Source organism: Eubacterium barkeri, from assembly GCF_900107125.1.
GTDB lineage: Bacteria > Bacillota > Clostridia > Eubacteriales > Eubacteriaceae > Eubacterium_O > Eubacterium_O barkeri.
Genome location: NZ_FNOU01000023.1, coordinates 25171 through 47761, shown reverse-complemented (window position 1 = coordinate 47761; position 22591 = coordinate 25171). Strand labels below are relative to the sequence as shown.

General features: G+C 46.9%; 21 protein-coding genes and 1 pseudogene. 9 read left to right on the top strand and 13 right to left on the bottom strand.

The genetic code is table 11. From position 1 onward, the window contains the following. Both BLU30_RS11895 and BLU30_RS11890 read right to left on the bottom strand, forming a co-directional pair. Positions 1-220: transposase family protein (locus tag BLU30_RS11895; RefSeq protein ID WP_176770929.1), on the bottom strand; the 220-nt coding region annotated here is incomplete at its 3' end. A 193-nt stretch (positions 221-413) separates the two neighbouring features. Continuing rightward, a complete protein-coding gene (locus tag BLU30_RS11890) occupies positions 414-1394 on the bottom strand; it encodes an aromatic ring-hydroxylating oxygenase subunit alpha (RefSeq protein ID WP_090246666.1) in 981 nt (326 codons plus the stop codon). A 354-nt stretch (positions 1395-1748) separates the two neighbouring features. Here BLU30_RS11890 and BLU30_RS11885 point away from each other — a divergent pair, with 354 nt between their 5' ends. The 7 genes from BLU30_RS11885 to BLU30_RS11855 all read left to right on the top strand — a co-directional run bounded on the left by BLU30_RS11885 (position 1749) and on the right by BLU30_RS11855 (position 8794). Then, positions 1749-2519 carry a DeoR/GlpR family DNA-binding transcription regulator gene (locus BLU30_RS11885; RefSeq protein ID WP_176770928.1) on the top strand — a complete coding sequence of 257 codons (771 nt, stop codon included), beginning with the start codon at positions 1749-1751 and terminating at the stop codon, positions 2517-2519. Positions 2520-2696: 177 nt separating this feature from the next. Next, positions 2697-2999, top strand: a complete 303-nt coding sequence (locus BLU30_RS11880) for a TIGR04076 family protein (RefSeq protein WP_176770927.1) — start codon at positions 2697-2699, stop codon at positions 2997-2999. Between the two features lie 77 nt (positions 3000-3076). Next, positions 3077-4204 (top strand): ethanolamine utilization protein EutH, encoded by a 1128-nt coding sequence (locus tag BLU30_RS11875; protein ID WP_090246662.1) that lies wholly within the window; start codon positions 3077-3079, stop codon positions 4202-4204. Further along, entirely contained in the window at positions 4197-5696 is a 1500-nt protein-coding gene (gene glpK / locus BLU30_RS11870; RefSeq protein WP_090246660.1) for a glycerol kinase GlpK, read from the top strand. Before BLU30_RS11875 ends, glpK begins: the two co-directional genes overlap by 8 nt. Before the next feature lie 18 nt (positions 5697-5714). Further along, positions 5715-7154: an NAD(P)/FAD-dependent oxidoreductase gene (locus BLU30_RS11865; RefSeq protein WP_090246659.1), complete on the top strand. Its 1440-nt coding sequence runs from the start codon at positions 5715-5717 to the stop codon at positions 7152-7154. A 16-nt stretch (positions 7155-7170) separates the two neighbouring features. Then, entirely contained in the window at positions 7171-8433 is a 1263-nt protein-coding gene (locus BLU30_RS11860; protein ID WP_090246657.1) for an NAD(P)/FAD-dependent oxidoreductase, read from the top strand. A gap of 4 nt (positions 8434-8437) precedes the next feature. Continuing rightward, entirely contained in the window at positions 8438-8794 is a 357-nt protein-coding gene (locus BLU30_RS11855) for a DUF1667 domain-containing protein (RefSeq protein ID WP_090246655.1), read from the top strand. 81 nt (positions 8795-8875) lie between these two features. Here the strand turns inward: BLU30_RS11855 and rbr are convergent. The 5 genes and pseudogenes from rbr to BLU30_RS11830 all read right to left on the bottom strand — a co-directional run. Then, positions 8876-9523: pseudogene (rbr, locus tag BLU30_RS11850) on the bottom strand (rubrerythrin); the annotation flags it as partial. Between the two features lie 263 nt (positions 9524-9786). Beyond that, positions 9787-10785 (bottom strand): electron transfer flavoprotein subunit alpha/FixB family protein, encoded by a 999-nt coding sequence (locus BLU30_RS11845; protein ID WP_090246652.1) that lies wholly within the window; start codon positions 10783-10785, stop codon positions 9787-9789. A gap of 9 nt (positions 10786-10794) precedes the next feature. Continuing rightward, positions 10795-11598, bottom strand: a complete 804-nt coding sequence (locus tag BLU30_RS11840) for an electron transfer flavoprotein subunit beta/FixA family protein (protein ID WP_090246651.1) — start codon at positions 11596-11598, stop codon at positions 10795-10797. A 14-nt stretch (positions 11599-11612) separates the two neighbouring features. Then, positions 11613-12749 carry an acyl-CoA dehydrogenase family protein gene (locus BLU30_RS11835; protein ID WP_090246649.1) on the bottom strand — a complete coding sequence of 379 codons (1137 nt, stop codon included), beginning with the start codon at positions 12747-12749 and terminating at the stop codon, positions 11613-11615. Positions 12750-12786: 37 nt separating this feature from the next. After that, entirely contained in the window at positions 12787-14217 is a 1431-nt protein-coding gene (locus BLU30_RS11830; protein ID WP_090246647.1) for an FAD-binding oxidoreductase, read from the bottom strand. Between the two features lie 291 nt (positions 14218-14508). Here BLU30_RS11830 and BLU30_RS11825 point away from each other — a divergent pair, with 291 nt between their 5' ends. Together BLU30_RS11825 and BLU30_RS11820 are read left to right on the top strand one after the other, a co-directional pair. Then, complete coding sequence (locus BLU30_RS11825) at positions 14509-16245, top strand: hypothetical protein (RefSeq protein WP_090246646.1); 1737 nt, start codon at positions 14509-14511, stop codon at positions 16243-16245. 133 nt (positions 16246-16378) lie between these two features. After that, positions 16379-18055, top strand: coding sequence for a hydantoinase/oxoprolinase family protein (locus BLU30_RS11820; protein ID WP_090246644.1), 1677 nt, complete (start codon positions 16379-16381; stop codon positions 18053-18055). 189 nt (positions 18056-18244) lie between these two features. Here the strand turns inward: BLU30_RS11820 and BLU30_RS11815 are convergent, their stop codons facing one another. From BLU30_RS11815 to BLU30_RS11790, 6 genes are read right to left on the bottom strand one after another with little or no spacing between them, the layout of a single operon-like run. Further along, the gene (locus tag BLU30_RS11815; protein ID WP_090246643.1) at positions 18245-18790 is read right to left on the bottom strand and encodes a hypothetical protein; all 546 of its coding nucleotides are present in this window, start codon (positions 18788-18790) and stop codon (positions 18245-18247) included. Positions 18791-18808: 18 nt separating this feature from the next. Next, positions 18809-19327, bottom strand: coding sequence for a hypothetical protein (locus BLU30_RS11810; protein WP_090246642.1), 519 nt, complete (start codon positions 19325-19327; stop codon positions 18809-18811). Next, positions 19324-20742: a hypothetical protein gene (locus BLU30_RS11805; RefSeq protein WP_090246640.1), complete on the bottom strand. Its 1419-nt coding sequence runs from the start codon at positions 20740-20742 to the stop codon at positions 19324-19326. Before BLU30_RS11805 ends, BLU30_RS11810 begins: the two co-directional genes overlap by 4 nt. A gap of 18 nt (positions 20743-20760) precedes the next feature. After that, positions 20761-21324, bottom strand: a complete 564-nt coding sequence (locus BLU30_RS11800; protein ID WP_090246639.1) for a hypothetical protein — start codon at positions 21322-21324, stop codon at positions 20761-20763. Positions 21325-21364: 40 nt separating this feature from the next. Beyond that, complete coding sequence (locus BLU30_RS11795) at positions 21365-21928, bottom strand: hypothetical protein (RefSeq protein ID WP_090246637.1); 564 nt, start codon at positions 21926-21928, stop codon at positions 21365-21367. A 29-nt stretch (positions 21929-21957) separates the two neighbouring features. Then, positions 21958-22575, bottom strand: coding sequence for a hypothetical protein (locus BLU30_RS11790; RefSeq protein WP_143024239.1), 618 nt, complete (start codon positions 22573-22575; stop codon positions 21958-21960). Positions 22576-22591 lie beyond the last annotated feature (16 nt).

Here is a 22591-nt window from a genome sequence, read left to right as displayed (position 1 = left end):
GGATCAACAGCACCATCGCCTGATGACGGATTGCGCCGTCTAACACCTTTTGCGTCCGATAATCATGGATACAGGTGGTCTGGGTATGACAGGACGGACAGATATGGGGTTTCTTCTCCATTTGTAGATGGATGTGAATGGCCGCCTCTTTTCTATCGATTTTCGTTACTTCTACCCCTTCCAATCCGAGTAATTCATTGGTATAATCTTTATTGAGCATGATGGTTCCTCCTTGAATATGGTCTGGTCGCTTTATTCTAACGGATATGAACCACTCATGCTCATTTTTTTCAAAAATAATAAATGCTGAGGTGGTCCTCTCCCCAACATTTATTATAGAATCGGAATAATCAAGTGTAATACAAAGGGACGGTCATGCCCATGGGGGATGCTGTCCCTTTTGGCGTTCGTCTTTATTTGGAGGGAGGGGAGCCCTGTTTTAACGCCTCTCGAATCCGACGGTATTCAATAATCGGGGAATCCCCGGGAATGAGATGCTCATCCATAACGTACTCTGATTTTAAAGGACGTTGGGTTTCCACCACCCGGCGATCCTGATTGAGTACAATTTTGCTGAAGAGCTTTCCGCTGAGGTCCACGGCCTTGTGGAGAAGGGGTGCTCGGACAAAGCGCTGATAATAGCGAATATAGACCATGGTATGTTCTTCATCGATGGGGGCAAAGGCGGCAAAAACCCGCATCATGGGAGAAATTCGGTTTTGCCAGATATTGGGATATCGAAATTGCAGGGAGAACCATTTTTTATAATCCACCTCAGCATCGGGGCGCAGGGGGATCGTCCGGCCGTCGTCTACCGCGTTATGGACATAAAAGGTGAGGGTATCGTCGTCGTAGATGACCTTCGGGCCATCCACCAGGGTTTTGTTCCCCCGACCAATGGTATTATGATGGACAAAGGGCACGTGCACGGCGTCCAGTTGGTTTTCGATGCACCGGGAATAATGGGTATTCCAGGGGTCCCGGATTTCGGAAAAGGTCATTCCATCCAGCTCTTTAAAGAAAGGAAGATCCCAGGTAGTGGGCTCACCCTGGCCATACCACACCCAAATGAGGTCATGGGCCTCCTGAACAGGATAAGCCGAGACCTGGTAGTAATCCGGGACCGGGGCGTTTTTACCATTGGCCGGAATTTTAGTGACCCGGCCCATCCCATCGTATTCGATGCCGTGGAAGGGGCAGGCAACTGTATCTCCACAATGCCAGCCAGCGGCGATGGAGGCCCCGCGGTGGCAGCACTTGTCGGCGATACACTGAATGTCACCTTGGGTATTTCGGAAAAAAACGAGTTGCTCACCCAGGCGTTTGACTCCCGTTAACTTCCCCTGTTTAACCTCTTTGGAGGACAGGATCGCGTACCATTTATTTTTAATCATGGGAAACCTCCTTTATCTGGAAGCCTATACTGGCATCCATCAATGTGACATCATTATATTCGGATTTTCTTAATCTTTACCAACAAAGGTGATTCATAGTCATCCAGCGGAGAAATTTGATGACTGGAATATGCAACGGCAAGGGATAAAAAAAGAATGAAAAGAAAATCGCGGATTCTTTAAGGCAAGAGCAGAGGATAAATGCAATAATGAAAAAAATATGGAAAAAGACATGGAGGATACAACGAATTTCTTGATTCAATTTAGTCGCTTTAAGAATTAATAAAATTAAGGGTAAAAATTAGGTTGGATAGGACGTGTACAATGGAAAAAATACCACAGGGGAGAAAGGAAATGAAAAACAAAAGACAGGAGATTATTCTAAAGCTTCTTAAGGAGCATCGAATGATCAAGGCAAAAGACCTTAAGCAAATGTTTAAAGTTTCGATGGAGACTATCCGTAGGGATTTGGAATTTTTGGAAGAAGAAGGGTACCTGAGCCGAGTTTATGGCGGTGCAATTCTAAAGCGGCTTCACGGGATTGAACCAGAATATGGTGGGCGTGGCATTAAAAATTTTGAAGAAAAGAAGAAGATTGCCTTGGCCGCCACTGCTCTGGTGGAGGATGGGGATACCATCATCATTGATGTCGGAACGACGACCTTGGAGTTTGCGAAGCACCTTTATACCTTTAAGAATCTAACGGTTTTAACCAATTCGATTCCCATTGTTGTTGAGTTGAAAAAAAGTGCGGATATTCGGACCCTGATTGTCGGCGGAGAGGTTCGACAAGGAGAGCTTTCCAGTTCTGGCTGCTGGGCTGAGGAGATGATCAGTCGTTTTAACGTGGACAAGGTGTTCCTGGGAATCGGGGGAATTGATGGAGAAAAGGGTGTCAGTGATTACCATATGGAGGAGGCTAACTTGAGAAAGTATTTTATCCATAGTGGCCAGATGCTCATTGGGCTGGCGGATTATAGTAAGTTTGGAGTAACAGCCTTAAACAAAATTTGCGAGGTTTCCGACTTTGATTATATCGTAACGGATGATTGCACACCGGTGAAAATGGTGAATCAATTGAAAGAGAAAGGAGTCGTCCCTCTTATTGGAAGAAAAGTCGTCTGAGAGGCGGCTTTTTTATTTGTGCGATTATATTGCGATTGCACACAAACACACAAAAAAAGGGCGGTTTTTAGGGCAATGGGTGCGTTGACACACACAATCCAACCTGATATCCTGACGACATCAACGAAGAACGTTGTGAATCAGTTGCGGGCCTGCGACACTGAAGAGGAGGAAATCATGTCAGAAAAAGTAAGGATTACGGTTCTAAAAAAACTGTTGCTGTCAGATGTGGTGAATCAATTTGCGGGAAAGGATGCCATTGGCATCTGTGGAAAATTTGAAGAAGGTGACGAATACATCACCGATGGCAGAACGGTACCGGAGGGGTTTTGTACATGGGCCTGGGCGGACATTTTTAAAGATATTATTTTCGTTCGCAATAATATGGAATGTATCGGGACCTTGGATAAGCAATCTCAGATTGCCAGCTGCACGGATGGATTTCGGCCAGTTGTCTTTCGGATTGAACCCATTGATTGAGGATTAGCCGGGGGGCTGCACAATCGATAAATACAACTGAATATACATTTTCTACAGGAGATAAAGGAGAACAGAAAATGTCTTTTGATAAGGTAATATTATGGATTATGGCAATCGGCTTATTGGTGGGTGCCATTGACAAGATAACAGGAAATCATTTTGGCCTGGGTGAGAAATTTGATGAAGGCTTTAATGCCATGGGGCCTTTAGCTTTGGGAATGGTAGGGATTGTCTGTCTCGCCCCCATTATTGCAAAGGTATTGGGGCCGGCCATTATTCCGGTGTTTGAAGCAATGGGAGCCGATCCTGCTATGTTTGCCTCTATTCTGGCAAACGATATGGGCGGTTATTCCCTGGCGACGGCCTTGGCCCAGAATAAAGAAGCGGGATTATTATCAGGGAATATCGTCGCATCAATGTTGGGGTGTACCTTGGTTTTTTCGATTCCAGTGGGGCTTAGTCTCATTGAAAAGAAGGATCAGCCTTATTTCTGTAAGGGGTTACTCATTGGCCTTATTACCATTCCTGTTGGCAGTATTATAGGTGGTATTATTGCAGGATTTGACTTTATGATGGTTCTGAGAAATACGATCCCGGTTATTATTCTTTCGGTTTTGTTGGTTGTTGGATTAAAATTCATCCCTAAAAAAATGACCAGTGGATGTATGGTTTTTGGAAAAATCATCACGATTATTATCTATATTGGCTTGGCATGTGCCGCTTTTGAGTATATCACTGGGGTTGTTATTATTCCGGGGATGGCGCCCATTATGGATGGGATGCAGGCCATTGCAGGCATTGGTATCGTCCTTCTGGGGACTTTCCCGGTTTTAGCGATTTTAACTCGGATTCTGGACAAGCCCCTGAATTTTTTAGGCGGGAAAATAGGAATGGATGCGACCAGTGCAGCAGGCCTTGTTTTTACTCTGGCTAACTCAGTTCCGGTTTATAAAATGATGAAAGATATGAACCCTAAGGGGAAAATCGTTAATACAGCATGGTTAGTGCCAGCGACAGCCGCTTTGGGAGATCATTTAGGCTTTACTGCGGGGGTTGAGCCGACAATGATTACCCCTGTGGTCATCGGGAAGATTGCTGCTGGAATATTGGCCATCGCCCTGGCCATTGCCTTTAGTAAAAACATGAGTGATGAAGATGCTGAGAGCGAAATGATCCGTATGAAAGAGATGGTGTGTGATGAGTAAAAAATATTATTTAGGGATTGATCAGGGAACCACAGGGACGACAGCTTTGTTGCTGGATGAAGAATGGAATCAAGTAGGACGTGGTTATAAAGAACATACCCAATACTATCCCCAGCCTGGATGGGTAGAGCATGATGCGATGGAGATTTGGGATCGACTCAGAGAGTCTGTGGAGATGGGGCTAGGGGACGCCGGGATTACCATGGATGACATCAAATGTATGGGTCTGGATAATCAGGGAGAAACCGTGGTGCTGTGGGATAATGTCACTGGTAAGCCTGTATATCGTGCCATTGTATGGCAAGATCGCCGAACAGCCCGGGATGCAGATGAAATTAAAGCAGGTTATGGAGATATGATCCGCGAAAAGACAGGATTAGTCGTCGATGCTTATTTCAGTGCGACCAAAATAAAGTGGATTATTGATAATGTACCAGGGGTTCAAAAAGATATCGAGCGGCATCGGATTAATGCAGGAACCCTGGATTCCTGGATGATCTGGAAACTGACCCATGGGCGGGTGTTTGTCACCGATCAGTCCACTGCGTCCAGAACCATGCTCTTCAATATACATACTGGTCAGTGGGACGACGAAATCTTAGAAATCTTGGGGATTCCAAAGGATATTCTCCCGGAAATTTGTGATAGCGCCCAGATTTATGGGGAAACGGATCCCCTGGATTTCTTTGGAGGACGGGTTAAAATATCCGGTTCGACGGTGGATCAGCAGGCGGCACTTTTTGGACAAGCCTGTTTTACCCCTGGAATGGTTAAAACAACCTATGGTACTGGAGCTTTTATGCTCATGAATACCGGAAGTAGTCCCGTTTATTCCCAAAATGGGTTGTTAACGACGGTGGGATGGGGTCTGGATGATCATCAGATGACCTTTGCGCTGGATGGTGGTATTTATATTGCGGGAGCAGCGGTTCAGTGGCTTCGGGACAAGTTGAAAATTATTGCAGATGCCGCGGAAACAGAAGCCATGGCGAAGGCCGTTGAGGATACGGGGGGCGTTTATTTTGTACCGGCTTTTGCAGGTCTGGCGGCCCCCCATTGGGATCAATACGCCAGAGGGACTATTATTGGTATTACAGGAGGAACGACAAGGGAGCAGCTTGTTCGGGCGACGCTGGAAAGTGAAGCATATCAGGTAAAGGATAATCTGGATGTCATGGAACGGGATTCTGGCATTCCTATAGAGGTTATGCGAGTGGATGGAGGCGCAGTGGCCAATGCGTTTTTGATGCAGTTTCAGGCTGATATCCTGGGAATTCCTGTTGATGTTCCTGTCATAACAGAAACAACGGCATTGGGTGCAGCTTATCTGGCAGCCTATGGCATTGGGGATTATGAAAGTCTGGAGGATTTATCCTCTAATTGGAAGCTATACAAACGGTATGAGCCGAATATGGACGATGCCACACGGGAACGTTTGCTCCACCATTGGCATAAAGCTGTGGAACGGGCAAAAGATTGGGATGAAAATTAAAAATTAATGGAGGAAGAAATGCAGGAAACAGATATTATCATTATCGGGGCGGGAGCCGTTGGTTGTGCCATCGCACGGGAATTGTCAAAATACGATGTTGCAGTTATTGTTGTCGATAAACGGGATGACGTTGGAGGGGATGCCTCTAAGTCCAATAGTGCCATTATCCACACCGGATATGATGCAAAGCCGGGAACCTTAGAATCCCAGCTGGTGGTCGCCGCAAATCCCATGTACGATCAACTGACCAGGGATTTGGATATTCCATTCCATCGTATCGGCGCGATTTTACCAGCCATTACGGCAGAGCAGTTCGAGCAGCTGCCGGCCATTAAAGAGAAGGCCTTTAAAAACCATGTGTACGATGTGGAATATTTATCCAGGGAAGAAATTCTGAAGAAGGAACCAAATCTGAACCCTGAGGTTAAGGGCGGATTGTTTATTCCCAGGGAAAGCCTCATTGATCCCTTTGTTTTTGTCCAGGCTTTAGCCGAAAATGCCCATGCCAATGGTACAACATTCCTGCTGGAAACAGAGGTGACGGATATTTTAACGGCGGACGGTAAAGTTCAGGGAGTCGTTACCACAAAGGAGACCATTAAAGCAGACTGTGTCATTAATGCGGCAGCCCTTCATTGTGATGATATCGCCGCTATGGTGGGAAAGGCAGATTATAAGGTTGTCCCCAGACGGGGTCAGTTCTATATTCTGGATAAAAAGACGTCCTGCCAGGTGAAGAATATCGTACTTCCCATTCCCACAAAGGTCACCAAGGGAAAATTGATGACACCCACGATTCATGGGAATATGTTAGTCGGACCAACCGCAGAGGATTTGGATGATAAAGAAAACACAGGGGTAACCACCGAAGGCCTTGATAGTATACTGGCCGATGTCAAGAAAATGATTCCTGGCGTAAATGTGCGGGATGCCATTACTGAATACAGCGGTCTTCGTCCCAATCGAAATCCAGAGGGTCTCCATGTGGATACATACGATGATTTAGGGGGATACGTCAATCTTTCTGGGGTACGCTCCACAGGGCTCACACTATCGGTTTCTATTGCAAAATATGTGGCGGAGCAGGTTAAAGCCATTGGTTGGGACTTGACCCTGAAGGAGCATTTTATTTCAGAGCGGAAGGGAATCCCCTGCTTCCATGAGATGAGTCGGGAAGAACAGGAAGCCATCATTAAGGAGAACCCACTGTATGGCAATATTGTCTGTCGCTGCGAAACCATTACTGAGGGTGAAATCCTGGAGGCCATTCATCGTCCACTAGGGGCCCGTACAATGGACGGTGTCAAACGCCGTGTCCGTGCGGGAATGGGACGCTGCCAGGGTGGTTTCTGCGGACCAAAGGTCCTTGAAATTCTCGCTCGGGAGCTGGGCGTACCCACCGAGGAGATTAATAAAAATCTGGATGGCTCCTATATGGTCACCCGGAAAGTAAAATAGGGGAGGGCATCGAATAATGTTAGATATGAAATGTGATGTAGCGGTTATCGGCGGTGGTCCTGCCGGACTATCGGCTGCGGTTGCAGCTAAAAAAGAAGGGGCAAAGAAAGTTGTGATTATTGAACGGGATGAAACCCTGGGGGGGATCCTCCAACAGTGTATTCATCCAGGCTTTGGTCTCAATTATTTCAAAGAAGAGCTAACGGGGCCGGAGTATGCCGGACGCTTTGTAAAAGAAGCACTGGATCTCGGGGTAGAACCAATTTTAAATTCCATGGTTCTTGAGGTGAATCCCCAGGAAGGAAGCATTATATGTATTGATAAAACCCATGGATTAATGAACGTTCAGGCGGCCAGTATTGTATTGGGGATGGGCTGCAGGGAGAGGACCAGGGGAAGCATCATGATTCCTGGGACACGTCCAGCAGGCATTTATACCGCAGGCTCAGCCCAACGCCTCGTCAACCGGGAAAATGAAATGGTGGGGAAGAAGGTCGTCATCCTGGGGTCTGGTGATATCGGGATGATTATGGCCAGACGGATGACCCTGGAAGGGGCAGAGGTTCTGGCTGTGGTCGAAATCATGGACTATCTGGCGGGTCTTACCCGGAACAAAGTCCAATGCCTGGATGATTTTAGCATTCCACTGATGCTAGGCCATACCATTACTGAAATAAAGGGATACCGTCGGGTGGAAGGTGTTGAGATTGCCAGGGTGGATGAAAAACGGAAGCCGATTCCTGGAACAGAGACCATTATCCCTTGTGATACCCTTTTGCTTTCTGTCGGGCTGATCCCGGAAAACGAGCTTTCAGGACAGGCAGGGATTGAAATATCATCAGTTACCGGAGGACCGGTGGTGAACCAATATATGCAGACTACCGAGGATAATATCTTTGCCTGTGGAAATGTCGTCCATGTCAATGATCTGGTGGATAATGTCACAGAAGAAAGTGCCAAAGCCGGAAAGTTTGCAGCACAATACGCGATGGGAGCCTTGCCAGAAGGGATAGGCACCATGAATACCAGCCCAGGAAATAATGTCCGATATCTGTGTCCCCAGAGTATAAAACGCAGCGAGGAAAATGAAGAAGTCCAACTTTTCTTCAGAGTATTATCACCAGAGAAAGATGTCGTCATTCAGGCAAAAAGTGGTGGGACCGTCATTGCAAAACGTAAAGTACAACGGGTTAATCCGGGAGAAATTGAGAAAATTAAATTTAATACCGAAAAACTCATGGATGGCCCACTCACCATTGATGTTGTGAAGGAGGCATAAGAAAATGAAAAAAAAGATTATTTGTACCGTTTGCCCAATGGGGTGTCTGATCACTGTTGATGGTGAAGGTGAACGCATTGACGATATCCAGGGATACGGCTGTAAGCGAGGATTGGAGTATGGCACCAATGAGTTTTCTCACCCCGTTCGAATTTTAACATCGACGGTTAGAACCAGCAGTACCCATACGCCACTGCTCCCTGTTCGATCCCAAAGCCCCATTCCCAAAGAAAGAATGATGGATTGCATGGAAGAAATTAGGAAGGTTACGGTGGAAAAAGGCGTTAGATGTTACGATACCATTATTTCAAACATCTGTAATACAGGGATTGATATTGTCGCGACGGGTGAATTTTTATAGGACCAAATACGAAAATAAAAAGAAGAAAAGCCGATGGCGCATGGCTTTTCTTCTTTTTTAAGGCTGTGGTTTCTTTTTGCTTTAATAATTTTCCGTATGCACTTCAAAATAGCTTTGGGCCTTAAAGCACACCGGGCAAACTTCTGGCGCCTTCTTACCCATGACCAAGTGGCCGCAATTTATGCATTCCCACATGGTTTCGTCAGCCTTTTCAAAGACAGCCTTCATTTCCACGTTGTTCAGTAGCTTACGGTAACGTTCTTCGTGGTGGCGTTCAATGGCGGCCACTTCCCGGAACTGCTTGGCCAGCTCGGGGAAGCCCTCTTCTTCGGCATCCTTGGCAAAGCCATCGTACATATCCGTCCACTCGTAGTTTTCACCCTCGGCGGCGTGGAGCAGGTTAGCCGCGGTATTACCCAGCTCACCTAAAGCAGTAAACCATAGCTTGGCATGCTCCCGTTCATTCCCAGCGGTCTTTAAGAAAAGCTGGGCGATTTGTTCGTAGCCTTCCTGGGCAGCAACTTCTGAGAAATAAGTATATTTATTTCTGGCCTGGGATTCCCCGGCGAAAGCAGCCATGAGATTCTGTTCGGTTTTTGTCCCAGCGTATTTATTTTCAGTTGCAGGTGCGTCAATCTTTTCAAATTTATCTGCGGGCTGTTTACATTTTGGGCAAACAAAATCCCCCGGTAGATTTTCTCCTTCATAAACATAACCACAAATAGTACAACGATAACTCATATTTGTTCTCCTCTTTCTTTAAAAATTACGGTTTGATAGTAATATTTTCCCCCTAATGCCATGAAATGTCAATGGCAAGTTGGAATCATTTCAATATAGAAAGAAAAAATTCAGTATCTTTACAGAAAGGACCCCCAGGATCATCCTGGGGGTCCTGCTGTGGTTTTGCCTTTTGTTTGAGGAACAGTATGGATGCAAAACCAAGAAACTTATGGGGATAGGAGTGTGATTCCGGCCGTCACTAAAGGTGGTCAGGCACCAGCCTGGATTTTCTTCACCTCTTCAATGAAAGCCGGCAGGACCTTCAGAGCGTTACCGACGATGCCGACGTTGGCAACCTCAAAGATCGGGGCATCCTCATCCTTATTGATGGCCACGATGTAGTCAGACCCGGTGATGCCGCTTAAATGCTGGGTAGCGCCTGAAATGCCGCAGGCGATATACAGCTTAGGGGCAACAATTTTTCCGGATTGGCCCACCTGATGGTTTCTGGGAATCCAACCGTCTTCGATGGCTGGACGAGTTGCTCCGACGACACCGCCGAGAAGCTCGGCCAGGTCCTTTACCATCTGGAAGTTTTCGGCACTGCCCATGCCCCGGCCGCCAGCCACAATAACCTCAGCCTCTTCCAGATTAACGGCTTCGGCAATTTCCTTGACCGATTCAGTAATCTGGGCACGAATGGCGTCATCGGCCACGGTAATGCTTTCAGAAAGGATGGTGCCCGCTGTGGATTCCTCCACCTTTTTAAAGGCACCGGAGCGGATGGTGGCAATTTGGGGACGGGCCTCTGGGATGGATACATCGGTGAGGACTGTGCCGCCGTAAAGGGGGGTGGTGAAGATGAAATCATCTTCGCCAACGGCGGCAGCCATCACATCCGAGGCACAGCCGGTTTTAAACCGAGCCGCCAGCTTCGGGGCTAAATCCTTACCATCCTGGGTTCCACCGATAAAGACGGCGTCTGGCTTTTGGGCTTCGATAATCTGTCCTAAGGCATCCGCGGTGGCATCCAGATTGAATGTCCCGAAGGCGGGATCGTCCACTGCAATGACGGTATCCGCACCCAGGGTGGCGGTAGCAGCAGCCGCTTCGCCAATCCCTTCGCCCAGAAGAACGGCGATGACGGCTTCGCCCTTGGCGGTGGCTAAAGATCTTCCGGCCGCCAGGGCTTCAGCGCTGACTTTGACGGGAGCACCATCAGCCAGTTCGACATAGACTAAGATATTTTTGGTTTCTGTTTTATTCATAATGGCCTCCTATCCCAGTACCTTTGCTTCGACCATCATGGCGATGGCCTTCAGGGCGGAATCCTCGTCGGATTCTTCCTGGACCTTGACGCCAGCGGCCTTTTTCGGCGGTTCGTAAACCTTAAGGGTGACGACCTTGGCACCAGTGGTGCCCACATCGGCGGCGTCGGCTAAGAGATCGGCGGCCAGGGTATCAATGGGTTTCTTCCGGGCGGCCATCTTGTTTTTAATGGTGGGGTATCGGGGCTCGTATTCGGGCTTTGATACGGTGAGCACACAGGGGGTGGCACTGACCACCGTGCGGTAGCCTTCTTCGGTTTCTTGCTTGGCGGTGGCTTTACCATCCTCCACCTGGATATCGATGACGTTGGTAATAACGCCGTCTCCCAGGAGATCCGCCAGGATAATGCCAGTTTGGCCCAGGGCCGCATCAGTGGCTTCCTTACCAGTGAAGATCAGGTCGAAGGCGCCTTTTTCGGCTTCCAGACTGGCGATGGCATCTTTTAAGATGGTGGCCACGCCCAGGGAGTCACTGCCATCGAAGGCCGGATCCCAGGCCAGGGTGGCGAAATCACCACCCACAGCCAGGCAATTCTTCAGGGAGTTTTTGGCTTCATCCGGACCGACGCAAAGGACGGTGATCTGGGTATCATCCCCCAGATTTTCCTTTAAACGGGTGGCCATTTCCAAAGCATAGGTATCGAAGGCGTTAACCACCTTGGTGATGTCTGCGATGGCAGGGGTGCCATCGGCACCCAGGTGCACCTCGATGGAGTCATCGGGGACCTGCTTGATGCATACGAGTATGTTCATGGTGTCCTCCTGATCTAGCGGGGAATGGTGTTATTGGCGGTGACGATGTGCAGGATTTCGTTGGAGCCTTCAAAAATCTGGAAGATTTTGGCATCCCGCATGAGCTTTTCAACTGGGTATTCCCGACTGTAGCCGTAGCCGCCAAACATCTGGACCGCTTCGGTGGTCACTTCCATGGCACGGTCAGAGGCGTAGCACTTGGCGATGGCCGATTCCTTGGCGAAGGGGAGCCCTAGATCCATAAGGGTCAGGGAGTGGGCTACCATCTGGCGGGAAACCTCAATCTTCATGGCCATATCGGCGATCTTGAATTGCATGGCTTGGAATTTGATAACCGGCTTACCAAACTGAACCCGCCCTTTACAGTATTCCATGGCTTCTTCCATGGCACGCTGGGCAATACCTGTGGAGACGCAGCCCATCCAGGTCCGGGCCTGGTCCAGGGTCTTCATGGCGATGCCGAAGCCCTTGCCTTCTGCGCCAATGAGGTTGGCAGCGGGGATGCGGCAGTCTTCCATGACCACATCGCAGGTGTTCGAGGTCCGAATTCCCATTTTATCTTCTTCGTTCCCAGTGGACAGACCGGGGGTTCCCTTTTCGATGAGGAACATGGACATCCCCTTGACACCGGCTGACTTATCAGTGAGTGCGGTAACACAGTAGAAATCGGCGATGCCTCCATTGGTGATGAAGCATTTGCGGCCATTTAAGACGTAGTCGTCACCGTCCTTAACGGCAGTGGTGGTGCCGGCAGCAGGATCAGAGCCCGCACCCGGTTCTGTCAGAGCAAAGGCCCCAAAGCCACCATCGACGATGATCTGACAAACCTTTTTCTTCTGTTCTTCCGTCCCGGCAATGAGTACCGGCTTGGTTCCCAGGCCACTGGCCGAGATGGTGGTGGCAAAACCCGCATCCGCCTTGGCCATTTCTTCCATTAAGGCAGCAATATCTACCCGGGAAAGCCCCGGTCCGCCGTATTCTTCGGGGATTTCTAAGCTGTGAAGCTGCATTTCAATGGCCTTGTCATAAATTTCTTTGGGCCATTCCCCACTGCGGTCGTATTCCTTACATTGTTCCTTGACTTCATTTTCGCAGAATTCTTTAACGTCCTGTAATAAATCCTTTGCTTCATCTGAGATGAGATATGCCATGTTTGTGTTCCTCCTAAAGAAAAAAGTTTTAGTTGAACTACGCTTCAATGGCGTAGCATACTTTACCGGGGTTTAAAATCATGTTGGGGTCGAACACTTCCTTGATCCCGCGCATGAGCCGCATATTCACCGGCCCTACAAAATCAGATAAGTATTCCATCTTACCCGAGCCGATGCCGTGTTCGCCGGAAATCAAGCCGCCCATTTCAGTGGCCTTGGCATAGACCTGTTTCATAAACTTCGCGGCTTCTTCCTTGAACTTCCCTTCCTCCATGTCATTGCTGCAGGTGTATACGTGGAGATTGCCATCACCGGCGTGACCGAAGCTTTTGATGGTAAAGCCGTGTTCATCCTGTAGGGACTTGGCATAGGTTAAAAATTCCGGAATCTTATTGACCGGGACCACCACGTCACATTCATCCAGAAGGGTGGTATTGGCTTCAATGGCTTCCAGCAAGGCACTGCGCACCGCCCAGGCATCCCGCATGAGCTGGGGTGTATCCGCCACCAGCACATCGATGGCGCCAGCTTCCAGCACGATTTCAGAGGCAGCTTCCACAATATCCATGAGTTCATCCTCATCGCTGCCGTCGAAGGTGGCCAGGACATAAGCGCCGATTTCCATCCCTTCCATCTGCTTGGGATAAACCTGCTTGCCCAGGAATTTTTCGGTGTCATCCACCACATCCCGTTCCATGAATTCCAGAGCCTGGGGTGAGAGATGGTTTAAAAAGAACTTCGGTACCGTGGCAATGGCTTCTTCCAGGGTTTCGTAGGGGATGATCATGCTGATGGTGGCCTTGGGCTGGGGGATGACCTTCAAGGTCAGCTCTGTGATGATGCCCAGGGTCCCTTCGGAGCCAATCATCAGATTCAGCAGGCTGAAGCCCGAGCTGGTCTTGGAGACGGTGGCCCCTTCGGTGACCACTTCGCCAGTGGGGAGCACCACCGTCATGGCCCGGACGTAATCTCTGGTGGTGCCGTATTTGACGGCACGCATTCCACCGGCATTGGTGGAGACATTGCCGCCCACGGTGGCAAATTTTTCACCGGGATCCGGGGGATACATCAGGCCCTGCTTAATGCAGTCCTCGGCCAGATCGTTGAGGAGTACACCCGGCTGGATGCGCACCACGAAGTTTTCCTGATCGTAGCCTAAAATTTTATTCATCTTGGTGGTGGAAATCATGACCCCGCCAAGCAGACTCACGGGACCACCGGTTAACGCCGTACGGGCACCACTGGGGGTAACGGGAATTTTATTTTCATTACAAATCGTCATGACTGCGGCCACTTCTTCCGTCGTGGTGGCTTCCACCACCACATCCGGCATAGCCTTGCCGTAGATGGACATTTCATCATGGCAGAAATCTTCGTTGATGGCATCGCCCACCAGGACATGGCCGGGAGCGGCCGCCTGGATGGCTGCAATAATTTCCGGCGTTACCGGATTGTAGGTAATACTCATAATCTGTTCCTCCTCTGAACACTCTAAACACAGGGATTGTCAGACCGATGGATTCAGCATGGGGATTAATTGGTCTGACCAATTACCAGTATTATATTAATTGGTCTGACCACTGTCAAGGTTTTTGTATTTTTTGTAAATCATGAAAATTTTGAAAATCAATGAAAGAGATTCGAATCTTAATCAAGGGATTGGGGAATGTACCGTTTGGCGTTGACATCATATCGTAATGTGATAATATAATGTAAAAGATTGCGATTGGATTTTGTGGTATTATTTAAGGAGGGTGGTATGAAAAAGCTCAGGAAAGCCAATTGGGTTTGTGGCCTTTGTTTGTTGGTTATGTTATTTAACGGAATACCTGTCCAGGCTTCCTTACCGGGAAGTGAAACTGTGGCGATGGAGCAAGAAGAGATGTCGGTGGCTGCACAAAACTTTTTCGATTCAGTTCCGGATGAAGATGGCGGCAGTTCCATTGATGACCAGACCATTTATAAATATGCTGCAGAATTAATTGATGTCGGATTGGATCCGGAGAAATTTGCTCAGTGGGGTGCAAAAAAACTATTGGCGGCAGCCATGGGAATCAGTGATGACGACCCCAATGCCGCAGTCGTGGCAAAGCTGGACATCATCATCAAGAATCAGGATGAATTGGCTCGGAAAATTGCCATGATCGACGAAAAGGTGGTAAAAAGCGATATCATTAAGAACCTCAATGAGTTTATGAAAACGGAATGGAATGGCGATTTTAAAAATTATTATGGGACCCTGCGGGACATCGACCAACAATACGAAGACGGGACAATCACCGCAGAAGCGGCAAAAGCAAGTCGCGAAGCAACATTGGTTTATTCCATTACTGGTGTTTCGCCAACGGGAGCACCCAGTGGGTCGATTTGTAAGTATGATGAGGATGCTTATACCTATGGCTCTTACATGACGGAGAATATGCAGGTCCTCTTTGGATCCGGATCATCGGATTTATTTGGGATGTATCATCAGCTCATGAAATATAAATACCATTGGGAGAACCAATCCTATGAGGATTGGGCAAGCTTCCAAAATTATGCCATTGGGAAATATTTATCCGTCATTTCGGTGGACCGATTATCCCTCATCGCCCGAATCCAGGCCATTGACGAATGGAACACGACTCATCCGACCCAGCCGGTTGACAGCAGTCTGCTGAAGAATCGTTTAAAATTGGTGGATGAGCAGGTTGTAAAGGTCCAGAAGCTGGTTAAGGATAACCAGGTTGTACCCAGGCCGGATAATGTGCGCTACTACCAATATCCGGGAAATGAAAAGCTAATCCACACCACGGCAACCCAGCAGGTGGTGCCCATTGAATCTAGTGGTCAGGGAAGTGATTCAATTCGGATGTGGGCTTACCATGGCAAGTCAGAATCAAGGCTGAAGGGTATTATTGGCAAAATGGTAGGGACGAAGGTCCGTTCCTTAGTGATAGAACCCGGAGCAGATTTTTGGCATCCCTTTGTTGCTTATCAAAATAGTGGAAACCTGGTTGATAATCAATGGCTTAAACAGGTCTATGATGATTATGGCGGGAAGGTTGACTTATACACCATTTTCTTTTCTGAAGGCGAGGGAAAGCTGACCCCTCCAGAAGGTGCTGATGGCAATTGGCGTTATGTGGTAAAACCCACCCGGGCCAATCCCCTGGAATTTTGGAATGGTGGCTTGTTCAGAGCGGATCGCATCAACACACCAACGGTTGATAATAGTGGCGGTGTGGAGCAAACCACCATTTACTATTATCATTATATGTCCAATGAACCCGCCAGCCGGGCCAATGCGTATATCGGAATTGGACTAGCAGAGGATCAATTGGAGGCATTTGAGCCCGATGCGATTATTACACAGGGGGCGGAGGTGCCGGATGTTTCGGGCAGCAATAATCCTAAAACTGGTGTTTGGGGTGTGCACAGTGGTTATTATGCCATACTTTTCATTGGTTTATCGGTTGTCATCACAGGGGTTTATAGGGGACGCAGGACGAACTAAGTGGGCTCTGCCTCCTGTGATTTGAATAAACGAAGGCGACGGGACAGTATGGGATATGGCTACTGTCCCGTTTCTTGTGGAATAATTGGAGTTGTGCTATGCTAAAGATAATACATTTAATAAAGGATGAACCATGAGCATTGTACTAGGAATCGATACCGGCGGAACCTATACCGACGCCGTTTTATTTAAACAGGAAACCAATACCGTCTTAGCCAAAGCGAAAGCCCCCACGACCCGGCAGGATTTATCCCTTGGCATCAGCCAGAGTGTTGGGGCTTTGGGCATTGCAGATCCAGCGGATATCACCAAGGTGGTATTGTCCACCACCCTGGCCACCAATGCCATTGTTGAGGGGGAAGGGCGGCCAGCGGGGCTGATTATCATCGGGGAGCCCCCCAGGGGTGGGCTGCCCCAGGGTGAGATGGTGCGCATCGAAGGACGGATCAACGTCAAGGGCAAGGAGGTTATTCCTTTGAATCCCGATGAGGTTGCCACGGCCTGTGACAGGCTTACAGGACGAGTGGAAGCCGTGGCTGTTGCTGGAATGATGAGTGTGCGGAATGCCGTGCAGGAGCTGGCGGTGAAGGCGGAGGTCGAAAAACGCTGCGGGGTACCCGTGGTGTGCAGCCACACCCTTTCCAGCAAGCTGGGTTTCCATGACCGAACGGTGACCACGGTGCTCAATGCCAGTTTAATTCCCATTATTGAGGGCTTTATCCAGGCAGTGGAGCAATCTCTGGCTGTACTGAGCATCCGGTCACCCATCTTCATGGTAAAGGGAGACGGCAATCTGGCCAGTTTGGATTTCATCCGGGAAAAACCCATTGAATCCATCCTTTCCGGTCCGGCGGCCAGTGTCATTGGGGCACTGGCTTTGGCCAATACCTCAGACGGTGTTGTGATCGATATGGGGGGGACCACCACGGACAGCGGCATCGTCCGGGGAAATACCCTGGCATTGTCTCCCATCGGAGCCCATGTGGGCAGCTGGCAGACCCAGGTGAATTCGGTGCAGATTAATACCTTCGGCCTGGGGGGCGACACCCAGATCATTGGTGAGGACGGGGGGCCCAGGTTGACAGGACGACGCATCCTGCCGGCCTGCCGGGGTGGTGGGGACGGATTGACTCCGACGGATATCCTGCACCTGACCGGAGAGTACGTCAAATGGTCCCCTGATGATGCCAGGACGGCGGCGGAGGTCCAGGCCCAGGCCTGCGGCCAGTCCATGGCAGATTACCTGGCCGCAGCACAAGATGTCATTCTGGAGACGATCCAAGGGGAGGTACTGGCTCAGTACCGCCACCATGAACCGGAGGATGCGGAGCCGGAGGTGGGGTATGTGGCCCGGATGCAGGGGCCGGTGGACCGGTCGGAGGATCTGTTGGCGGCTTTCCCCATCATCGCCATCGGCGCTCCGGCAGGGACCTGGTATGGTAAGCTGGCAGAAGCTGGGGACCGGGTGGTGATTCCAGAGCATTATGAGGTGGCCAATGCCGTGGGCGCCGCCTGTGCTGCTGTGGAGGAACGGGTGGAGGCCATGGTTCGGCCCGATGAGGTCAACGACGGCTACGTGGCCCATGTGGTCGGGCAGTGTAAAAGTTTTACCAACAAAGATGCGGCAGTGACCTGGGTCTCTCGGGAAGTGGAAGTGCGCAGCCTGAAAGCGGCTAGAGGACAGGGTGCAGAGTCGGTCCACACCCAGGTGTTTGTGGAAGAAGTGGTGGAAAAAATTGGCTGGCGGGAGCGCTACGTCCATACCAATGTATGGGCCGTAGCCAAGGCCACAGGGCTTAAGCTGAAATAAAAAGATAAAAATAAAAAGCTTCCGGTGTGTAATCCCCATTTTAAGGAGAATGCACAGCAGGAAGCTTTTTTAGGGTTGATTAAATCGTTAGACTATGCCAACGCCGCAGTAAGGATAAATTTATATCAAGGCATGCGACACGGCGGTATTGATTCAGCTACTGCCAGGGTAAGAAATGGCAGAATACCATTAGAAAATGAAGTTGAATAGTGAACCTATTTTTTGTAGCGTCCAGTTCCAGACTTCCATATAATCTTGTTTAAAAGTTCCAAAAGTAAAGACAATAAAAACAATGCTTCCGAAGATAATCAAAAGATAAAGGACTGCTTCTGTTGTACTCTCTTCAAAGGAATAATCTCCGCTACTCAGTTCAAGTACAATCCAGCCACCAATAAAGCCAAAGAAAAGCATGGTGATTCCAGCGGAAAATGTTTTTAAGATTAGCCAGAAATCCGTTGTATTATAGTTGAGGTCCGAGAGAATTCCGTGGTTCATTACGCCCAGTAAAATCAGGATGATGGTACATAATAACGTTCGGAAAAATTTACTGGCAGGATTGTGATAATCATCGTCATAAATTGCATAAATTGAAGTGATAATTGCAATGATATAGAATATGATAATAATAATTTGGGCCACCGAGACAACCGTATGAATGATGCTGGGGGGAATCATAAAAACCATGAGTATCATAAAAAGGAAAAAAACGACCTCAAATGGAATAACAAGAATCATAGCACGCTCCAATCATTATTACTGAAGATGTAAGAATTGTAATATGGGTTTAAAAACAGCAATGTAATGAAAACCAAAGAAACGATACATTAAGTAAATATAAATACCACTTGCAATAAAACGCAATATTGTGCTAAAACACTCTTCTTTTAAACTATAATCCTGTAAGTCAATAATAAGGAAAAGGGCTGGTACAGAAATAGGTATAATAAAGCCAACACTCATTATGGATTGGATAACAATCCATAATGGTGTTTCAACTGTTGCCAAATCAGAAAGAATGGCATACACTACAATCGCTGCCATTATTGTTATCAGGATACATAATAGTCCCCGAAAGATTTTGCTAATAGTGTAATCCTCGGGATAATCATCCAAAATATTCCCTAAAGTGAACACGCAGGATAAAACAGTGCTAATTATCAGAATAAAACGGACAACATTAACCACGGTATGGACGGCTTCTACAGGAAGTAGCATCAAAAGGATGACTTCCATAATAATGGCGACGGTACTACCGGAAATGAGAATAATCATTTTTCAGATTCCGCAAAGGGATTGTGCTCTACAATAATATCACCCTCAGTATTGATATACTCCATGGAACCGCCAAGGAGACAGAGGCCATCGGCAAAGCGATGGGAGAAGGTTTCATCATCAAAGGTCAGTTCCTTTTTTACAGTACCTTCTAAATCGGTTAACTGAAAGGTATCATAATCACTTTGAATGACAATGGTATTATTGGCGTAATCCTCCGTACAGATGGTTAGTATTTTATCGGACGCATAGGTTTTCCGGGGTTCAAAGCAGTAGGTACCATCCGATTTCATAAGGGTTGTATAATAGCCATCGATTCCTTCAATACCCACGGCAATATACCCTTCATTCGCAAGCTTAAGGCGCTCGATTTTGACGTTGCCTAAATCCTTAAAATCAAACAAAAGATTACCGGACGTATCTCCAATGAAGCCACGGCTACCCAGTTCTCCGGACTTCCGGGGAAAAAGGGTATAGATGATTCCCTTAGAGGAATCGAAGACACAGGTTGCGTCTGTGAGAAGCTCTGAATCGGTATTCGCCGTACCAAAGTCCAGTTCTTTATTGTAAGAACCATCGGTATTGTAAAGATAATAATGATGTCGATGGTCGTTGAGGTTAATAAATTCACTGGATACCACCAAGAACTGATTATCATAGTAATAGAGGTTCGAGATTGTTTGTTTCTCTACATTGGTGGGCATTGTAATCTTAAAGTAATGATTCGTTTGAACATTATAAAAAAGAGAATAGAATGTATCGGTGTTTTTCGATTGTTTAGAAACAAAATAGCTATCCCCGAGGTATTTTACTGTCCCGATTTTTGTTTTTACAGTTTCTTCTCGAGTGAGGAAATCTCCGCAGGTATTCCAAAACCCTTTTTCATCCTCGGTGATATCGTGAAGGGGTGTAATCCACTGGCCGTCTTTGTCGAGAACGCCGACCTTGGCAATATCGTAGGCATAGCCACTGGGAGCCTGTTTGGCTAAATAATAGTCACCACCGGGGACAATATCGATATTCTTATCTAAGGTGTTTAGAATCTTCCCCTCATGATTAATAATGACATGCCTACCGTCATCGAGAAGCATCACGGCTGAGCAGCTGTTGAATTTGGAAAACTGATGAGTATTTGGTGTTTCCCCATCTTCGTGGAGGGTGAATTCAACATCGGTGTCCGCATCCTCCACCTTAAAAACAAGCTGGCCTTGGGGATCAATGGCACCGATAAAGAGGTCACCCTCTTTATCGGCCCCTTTTATCCAGGCTAAGCCATTGGAAAAATTCGTGCCTTCGATGAGTTTGTAGTCTTGCTTGTGAGCGGGAGTATTCTTTAATCCACATGCGGTACAAAGAGGGATAAGGAGGAATAACAAGAGGTAGAAGGACCACTTGCTCAGAATATTTTTTTTCATTGAGTAATCTCCATTATTTTACTCAAAGGTGGGGAGGGAGTCGATTCTTAGGAATATATGAGTAACATCTTCGTCACTTACATCTTCATCATCTTGCTTAATTAATTTCATAGTAACAACATCGTCTGTTTTTTCTGCTCCCTCGGAAACGCTATATTCAAGCTCTGCTGATTTTACAAAGGTTACATCACGAGAGTTTTCAGGATAATCGTCTCCATATTTTACGGTCGACTTTGAGAAGTCATTTTTGAGGATACGATTTTTTTCATCAACTGAATATTTGAATTCATATGTATAATATGCCGATGTTCCTTGGAAGGCACTGACAACAGTATCTTTTTTATCGCGGAGGTTATAAGACCAACCGCCATAACCCTCACCGTCGACATAATAATCCTGTGCAGTGCCGTTACTTTTATAAGAGACAAATCCGGTAAAATAATAGAATTGATTATCATCATCATAGCGATATGCTGCCCATGTTCCCACAAGTGGGTTATTAGCCGACTGACATCCAGTTAGGCTAAATATCATTACGAATAAACTCATTAGGGTTAAGCCAATTAATATTTTCTTTTTCATTTTGAAATCTCCTTATTTAAATTTTTGCTAATTCAACATTTTATTTAAAAGCTGGGAGTGAATCAATTCGGTACAGTATTGTCGTCACTGCCTCAGGTATTTCTGTAAATTGAAGCGTTATTGTATCCTTCGAAGAATCGGAGCCTTGAGACAATGTATACTTTACTTTGTATATACCATCAGGTTTGAGATTGCGTTTGTCTAGTGGAACATCGTCCCCATATTTAATTGCTGCATCGTTTGAATCAAGGGTTAAAATACTATTTTTAGGATCAAGTGAATATTTCGCGGAGATGGCACAGTAATTTTTGGCATCTTTATACTCATCTATTAAATCATCTTTTGTACCAAGAACATCAAAATAAAGCAAGTCATAATCGTAAAAATCATTATATATATCATATGTTGTGAGAGTGCCGTTTGAATTGAAAGATTTAAAACCTTGTAAAAAATATGTATTTTCACGGGGTTCAAGTCCTTTTTCAATAGTATATTCAGCCCATGCTCCAACGAAAGGGTTATTAGTCAACGGACATCCAGTTAGGCCTAATATCATTACGAATAAACTCATTAGGGTTAAGCCAAGCATTAATTTCTTTTTCATTTTGAAGCATCTCACTTTCTATTTTGATACTAATTAAAGGCCGGAAGGTCATCGATGCGGACAAGCACTACATCATCTTCAATTGTATGCTCAACCATAGTCTCATCATTGTAAAGTCGAATAAATTGGAGCGTAATAGTATCCTCAGAGCTATTACTCCCTTTGGAAATACCATATTTATATTCACTAGTTGATTCAGTAGTATCGGTTGTCGGATAAACTTGATCAATTGGCCAATCCTCACCATATTGAGTATCTGATGCTTTAGTAATCAAACTTAAAACATTGTTTTCTTCATCCACGGTATATTTACATGTATTTGAAATATATTTCTTGGATCCTTCAAATTCTTTGGATAGGGAATCTTTTCTTTCAAAAACCTCATCTAGAGACAAATACCAATCATCATTGTATTCTATAAAACGGGAATCATCTATTGAGAAAGATGTTAGATTCCCAATTTGATTGAAATTCCAAAATCCTATCAAATGATAACCATCCTCAACAATACTGTCTCCTTTTGCAATAGAATACATGGCCCATGCTCCAACGAAAGGGTTAGTAGTTTGGCATCCTGTCATCCCTAGTATCATCACGGTCAATAGCAAACCGGTTAAAAGAATTCTTATCGTTGTTTTGTTTTTCATTCCTTACTTTTTTATA